The following is a 6,401-nucleotide window of genomic DNA, read 5'->3' on the forward strand; positions in this document are numbered from 1 at the left end:
TCTCCTAAGCCGCCAAATCGCCAAAGCAGACGTATTTGAGTTCCATGTATTCCGCTAAGCCGTGCCGCGACCCTTCGCGACCAAGCCCAGACTGCTTCCATCCGCCAAACGGAATAGGCGGGCCTGTGAACGACGCTGTATTGATTCCCACCATGCCGTACTCGAGCCGCTCAGACAGTCGGAGCGCTCGACGCAGGCTGTCCGTGTAGACGTATCCAGCTAGCCCCATTTCGCTGGCATTGGCACGAGCAACGACTTCCTCTTCTGAGTCGAACGGCAGCACAGCGGCGACCGGGCCAAATGTTTCCTCACGTGCAATGAGCATGTCTTCAGTGACGTCGCTCAGCAGCGTCGGAGGAACGAAGTTCGAACCTAGACTGCCGTCTTGATACGCGGAACTGGCTCGCGCCCCCCTTCTCACCGCATCGTCGATTTGGCTCATGCACTTGTTAGCGACCGACAACTTTGTCATTGGCCCGATGTCTGTTGCAGGCTCCAGCCCGTGACCTACCTTGAGTTGAGTTATCGCCGCAGCAAAGGCATCGACAAAGGCATCATAGATGCCTCTTTGGACGTAGATGCGGTTAGCGGCCAAGCAGTCCTGACCCGACGTAGCGAACTTTGCGGCCATTGCGCCCTTGACGGCCTTGTCAAGATCGACGTCATCAAAGATGAGAAGGGGGGCATGCCCTCCAAGTTCTAGCGACACCTTCTTTATGGTCTCGGCCGCACCCTTCAGAAGCAGGCGACCCACTTCGGTTGAACCGGTGAACGAAAGAGCGCGTATTCTTGTATCGCGCAGCAAAGGCGCCGAAAGCTCGATGGGATTACCGACGAGCACCTGAAACACACCCGGCGGGATCCCGGCCTCTTCAGCCAACCTGGCCACAGCAAGGGCAGAAAGCGGCGTCTCGGGAGCAGGCTTCACAATGATCGGGCAGCCAGCGGCAAGAGCCGCTCCGGCCTTTCTTGTGATCATGGCAACAGGAAAATTCCACGGAGTGATCGCCGCGGCGGCACCGACCGGCTGTATTCGAACCTGAAGCAGACTTGCAGGTTTGTGGCTGGGGATCGTCTCTCCGTATGCACGCTCCCCCTCAGCGGCAAACCACTCGAGAAACCCGGCGGCGTACGCGATCTCGTACCGCGCCTCACCGAGCGGCTTGCCTTGTTCGCTCGTCACCAGGACCGCGAGCTCATCCGAATGGTCGAGCAACAATGACGCCCAGGACTTAAGAATCGCCCCACGCTTTGCAGGCAGCAATTCTCGCCACCCGGCAAAGGCTCGTTCAGCTGCTGCGATCGCCAGATTCATATCCGCAGCGCCGCAGCGAGCAACCTCCGCGATCTCTTCCCCAGTAGCCGGGTCGACTACGGCGTCTCTTTGCTCGCCGGCAATCCAGCGACCGTCGATGAGCGCAGCGCCTGCGACGAAGTCGCGACGACGAAGATCCTGGAGGTGCCTTGCAGCAAGTCCGGCCAAAGGTGGACTTTTGTGCCGAACGGTTTGAAAGACCATTTGAGCGTCCCAGCGGTCATTTGTTGAAATCACCTAAGCAATCAGGATACTAATGCTGCCGATACATTTGCGCCGGATATTGCTGCCGGTCGGATGGTTTCCTGCATGACAAAGGCATTTTGCGACGAAATTCACTTGGAGCCCAACTATGCAATACGACAGAACCGACGCCCGCATTCTCGAGATCGTACAGAAGAACAACCGCCTCACCTCCGAGGTGATCGGCGAAATGGCCGGGCTTTCCGCCACCGCGTGTCAACGACGACTGAAGAGGCTCCGCTCGGACGGCATCATCGAGGCCGATGTCTCAATCGTTTCGGCGAAGGCGGTAGGAAGACCTATTCAGATGCTTGTGATGGTGAGTCTGGAGCGGGAGCGTGCAGATATCATCGACAGATTTAAGAAGGCCATCAAAGCGTCGGGTGAGGTGGTCAATGGATTTTACGTCACCGGCGACGCTGACTTTGTCCTATACATCACCGCGCGCACGATGGAACATTATGAGCAGTTCACTAGACGATTCTTCTATGAGAACCCGGACATCAAGGGCTTCAAGACGATGGTCGTAATGGACCGGGTAAAGGCGGGCTTCGCAATTCCAATTGAGGCTCCCCCAGAGGATTGATGCGGAAGTCTGACCGCGCTTCAAACCGTTTGCGCGCTTTTTCATCGCTTATTCGCATAGAATGCAAGAAATCCGCACAGCGACTCTTCTATTTTGCGGTCTGTGAACACTTGAGCTGAGCCCCTTTCAGATTGGTGTTCCAAAGGAGATTGATATCCGCAAACATCGCATCGGGCTAATTGCGAGCTCTCTTCGAGAACCAATGCCGGCGATCACAAGGTTATCGTCGAGCGCGCGCCATTGTGTCTGCGCATGGCTTGAGGGCCGAGAACTCCGATGACGTCATTCCAACACAGCAGTCACTGCGGCTTCAATTTCGGACACAGCGCGCCGTAACGCCGCGCAAAGAGAGCAAGAATGGGCAAGACACGCCGCGAGGTCGATAGTCTAGGAGAGGTGGAGGTCCCGAGCGAAGCTTATTATGGCGCTCAGACAGTGCGAGCGATCAGAAATTTTTCCATCTCAGGAATTTCGGTTAGCCACCTTTCGCAACTCATCCACGCGCTGGCGATAGTTAAAAAAGCTGCCGTTCTGACCAACGCGAAGCTTGGCGATATTCCGGCCAGCAAAGCTACCGTAATTGCCGCCGCCTGCGATGATATCACTGCCGGCGACTTGACCGCCGATTTCCCCATCGATGTGTTTCAAGGTGGCGCAGGAACGTCCACCAACATGAATATGAACGAGGTGATCGCAAACAGAGCGCTCGAGCGCCTGGGATTTGCTCGCGGCCGCTACGACGTCATTCATCCGAACGATGATATCAACCTTTCTCAGTCGACGAACGACGTCTATCCAACTGCTATTCGACTTTCCATTTTATTGGCGCATCGGTCTTTGGATCGAGAGCTTCGCCAGCTTGCCGATGAGCTGGAGCGAAAGGGATCTGAGTTCGCGGGCATCGTAAAGCTGGGCCGCACTCAGTTGCAGGACGCAGTCCCAATGACGCTCGGCCAGGAGTTTGCGGCCTTTGCAACGACAATACGGGAAGACGTCGTCCGGCTGGAAGAGCTCGTCTCTTTCTTCTTGGAGGTGAATCTCGGAGGCACCGCCATCGGTACTGGAATCAATACAAAGCCGGACTACGCCGCTATCGTTGTGGAAGAACTCTCTCGACTGACTGAGCTTCCATTCGTCGCAGCTAGCAATCTGATCGAGGCGTGCTGGGACACGGGATTGTTTGTCCTGTTCTCCGGGATGTTGAAGCGCACCGCGACAAAGCTCTCCAAGATCTCGAATGATCTGAGACTGCTCTCAAGCGGACCCAGGGGTGGCTTGGCCGAAATCAATCTCCCGGTCCTCCAGCCGGGCTCGTCTATAATGCCGGGCAAAGTTAATCCGGTTATTCCTGAAGTGGTGAATCAGGTTGCCTTCCAGGTCATCGGCGCGGACCTGACTATAACGTTCGCCGCCGAGGCAGGCCAGCTCCAGCTCAACGTAATGGAGCCGGTGATCGCGTACAGCATGCTCCAATCAATTTCTCTTCTGGCTAACGCCGCCCGAGTGCTTCGCGAAAAGTGCATTGTCGGGATAACAGCCAATGTGGAACGATGCCGCGAGCATCTGGAGGCAAGCACGGCGGTCGTAACAGCCCTCACCCCACTGATCGGATATGAGCGCGCGTCGGATGTTGCGAGGGCGACACTAAAGAGCGGTCAGACGATTTGGGACGTCCTCCAATCAGAGCTGCACCTTCCACCCGAATTGCTCAATCAGTTGCGGGATCCATCCACTCTGACAAGACCTTGGAAAGCGCAGGAACTCGATATTTCAACACGTCCATCCGAGGTTCAGCTGACCAAGTAGGTTCGCGCCTCGGGCCAGCGCGATAATAGTGCAATGTTCATCGCTTCGGACGGCAATTTCGTAGTCGATACAATGGCCGAACAGGACATGCCGAACCTGACGGCGTCGAACTCTGCCCAGACGGCTTTTCGCTCGAGAGGCGGCAAGTCCCCATTGCCAAGAACACCCCAGGGCGCTAGCGGGCCTTGTAATGCTTTCGTACTCAAACTGCGCAAAGCAGACTTGGTGGAAAACGCGCTTGCTCCCTTGCCGGCGGACAAGGTATCCGAACCGCTATCGATCTGGTCCCGCATCAATCCGTCGCAGGCGACCCAGGACCCGAGATGACCGCTCCGCCCAAACCGCAGACGTTCAGCACCGATGGCATCACCGCGCCCCTGCGCCATCCTTTTTTCCGGCGCATCTGGTTGGCGAGCCTGTTTTCTAACTTGGGCATCCTGATTCAGGGCGTCGGTGCGGCCTGGGCGATGACGGAGATGACCTCCTCGGCCGGCAATGTCGCCCTGGTACAGACGGCCTTGATGCTGCCGGTGATGCTGATCGCGATACCCGCCGGGGCTGTTGCGGACATGTATGACCGCCGTGTCGTGGCGCTGATTGCGCTCTCGATCGCGCTTTGCGGTGCGGCCGCACTGACAGTCCTCGATTGGCTGGGTCTTACTACGCCGAATCTATTGCTGATGTTTTGCTTTGTAGTCGGCAGCGGAATGGCATTGTTGGGGCCGGCCTGGCAATCCTCTGTCAGCGAGCAGGTGCCGGGCGAGATGTTGCCGTCGGCAGTGGCGCTCAACGGCATCAGCTACAATATCGCGCGCAGTTTCGGGCCCGCGATCGGCGGCATTGTGGTTGCGACCGCAGGCGCAGTGGCCGCCTTTGCCCTCAACGCGCTTCTGTATCTGCCGCTGATAGTGGCGCTGTTCTTGTGGAAACGTGCGGCTGAGCCGTCGCGGTTACCGCGCGAACAGCTGAGCCGCGCCATCATCTCGGGCGTGCGGTATATTACCAATTCGCCATCCATCAAGATCGTGCTTACCCGTACCATGGCAGCCGGTGTTGTCGGTAGTTCTATTACGGCGCTGCTGCCGCTGGTCGTCCGCGACCTGTTGCACGGCGGGGCGCAAACCTACGGCATCATGCTCTGCGCGCTCGGACTTGGCTCGGTAGTCGGAGCGCTCAACATCGGCGAAATGCGTAGGCGCATGAGCGGCGAGGCCGCGGTGCGCGCCTGCACTCTTTCGATGGGCGCCGCGACGGTGGCGGTCGCGCTCAGCCGCGAACCGGTTCTCACCGCCGCTGCGCTGGTTCTGGCGGGTATCGTCTTTACGATCGTGTGGACGCTGTTCAGCATTGGCGTGCAGCTGTCGGCGCCCCGCTGGGTCGCCGGCCGATCGGTTGCGGCCTGGCAGACTGCGTTCTCCGGCGGAGTTGCCATCGGCAGCTGGGGCTGGGGTCGCCTTACCGACGCTGTCGGCGTCGAGGTAGCACTGCTCGTATCCGCCGCGCTGATGCTGCTTTTGCCGCTGCTTGGGCTGTGGTTGCAAATGCCCCGCATCAGCGCGCGCGGCGAGGATGCCGAGGTGCTGGCGGATCCCGAGGTGCGGCTCCCGCTTACGAACCGCAGCGGGCCACTGGTGGTCGAAATCGAATACCGCGTTGCGCCGGAGAATGCGCGCGCCTTTCACAACGTGATGCAAGATGTACAGCTCTACCGCCAGCGCAACGGAGCATATGGCTGGTCTATTGCGCGCGACATCGCCGATCCCGAGCTATGGACTGAGCGCTATCACTGCCCGACATGGCTGGATTACTTGCGCCAACGTAGCCGCTCGACGAGGTCGGAGCGCGCGCTGGATCGCCAGGCGAGTAATTTCCATATTGGGCCTGAGCCTGTGCGCGTTCGCCGCATGCTGGAGCGCCCCTTCGGATCGGTGCGCTGGAATGAAGATGTGCCTGACCGCGCTACTAATGAAGTCCTCCCCCGTTGATTTGCTACCAGCGGGAGGAATTCCTGGTCGCCCAACAACGACGATGTGCGCCGATATTTCTGATTAAAGCGGAACTCGTGCGCAGGCTTGCCATCAGGTCAAAGCCCGAGGCCAGCTCTCGGAATCACTGCTCGGGATAATCTCCGCATTCCACGGCGACTCTGAGGTGAGCGGATTTAACGAATCCTTTTAAAAAAGATGGGCCACTCCGAAGAGTGGCCCATCAAGTCAGGGAGGAAACATCCCCTAGGTGGTGTGGACATTTAGCGGAGCCATAGGACGATGGCGGCGAGAGTAACGACGGCCCGATAGTTTCGGGCGGTCTTTTCGAAGCGGGTTGCGACGCGGCGGAACTGCTTGAGTTTTGAGAAGCAGCATTCCACGAGATGGCGCTGGGCATAGAGATGCTTGTCGAGCGGATATTTGAGCGCACGTGAAGGGTTATTGGGGATGACGGCGATCGCGC

At 58.4% G+C, this 6,401-nt stretch carries 6 protein-coding genes; 4 read left to right on the forward strand and 2 right to left on the reverse strand.

What is annotated here, in order from left to right:
• Nucleotides 1–4 precede the first annotated feature (4 nt).
• Nucleotides 5–1,483 carry an NAD-dependent succinate-semialdehyde dehydrogenase gene (locus tag KIP88_RS41020; protein WP_214493798.1) on the reverse strand — a complete coding sequence of 493 codons (1,479 nt, stop codon included), beginning with the start codon at nucleotides 1,481–1,483 and terminating at the stop codon, nucleotides 5–7.
• 184 nt (nucleotides 1,484–1,667) lie between these two features.
• On the opposite strand from KIP88_RS41020, the gene KIP88_RS41025 reads away from it, so the two are divergent.
• The 4 genes from KIP88_RS41025 (at nucleotide 1,668) to KIP88_RS41040 (ending at nucleotide 5,935) form a co-directional block, all read left to right on the forward strand.
• Entirely contained in the window at nucleotides 1,668–2,144 is a 477-nt protein-coding gene (locus KIP88_RS41025) for an Lrp/AsnC family transcriptional regulator (RefSeq protein WP_214493791.1), read from the forward strand.
• A gap of 357 nt (nucleotides 2,145–2,501) precedes the next feature.
• Nucleotides 2,502–3,950 carry an aspartate ammonia-lyase gene (locus KIP88_RS41030; protein WP_214493792.1) on the forward strand — a complete coding sequence of 483 codons (1,449 nt, stop codon included), beginning with the start codon at nucleotides 2,502–2,504 and terminating at the stop codon, nucleotides 3,948–3,950.
• Nucleotides 3,951–3,983: 33 nt separating this feature from the next.
• Nucleotides 3,984–4,277, forward strand: coding sequence for a hypothetical protein (locus KIP88_RS41035; RefSeq protein ID WP_214493793.1), 294 nt, complete (start codon nucleotides 3,984–3,986; stop codon nucleotides 4,275–4,277).
• Nucleotides 4,274–5,935: an MFS transporter gene (locus KIP88_RS41040; RefSeq protein ID WP_214493794.1), complete on the forward strand. Its 1,662-nt coding sequence runs from the start codon at nucleotides 4,274–4,276 to the stop codon at nucleotides 5,933–5,935. Before KIP88_RS41035 ends, KIP88_RS41040 begins: the two co-directional genes overlap by 4 nt.
• A gap of 263 nt (nucleotides 5,936–6,198) precedes the next feature.
• Here KIP88_RS41040 and KIP88_RS41045 read toward each other — a convergent pair.
• Nucleotides 6,199–6,401: transposase (locus tag KIP88_RS41045; protein WP_214493795.1), on the reverse strand; the 203-nt coding region annotated here is incomplete at its 5' end.

Source organism: Bradyrhizobium sp. SRL28 (assembly GCF_018596315.1).
Classification (GTDB): Bacteria; Pseudomonadota; Alphaproteobacteria; order Rhizobiales; family Xanthobacteraceae; genus Bradyrhizobium.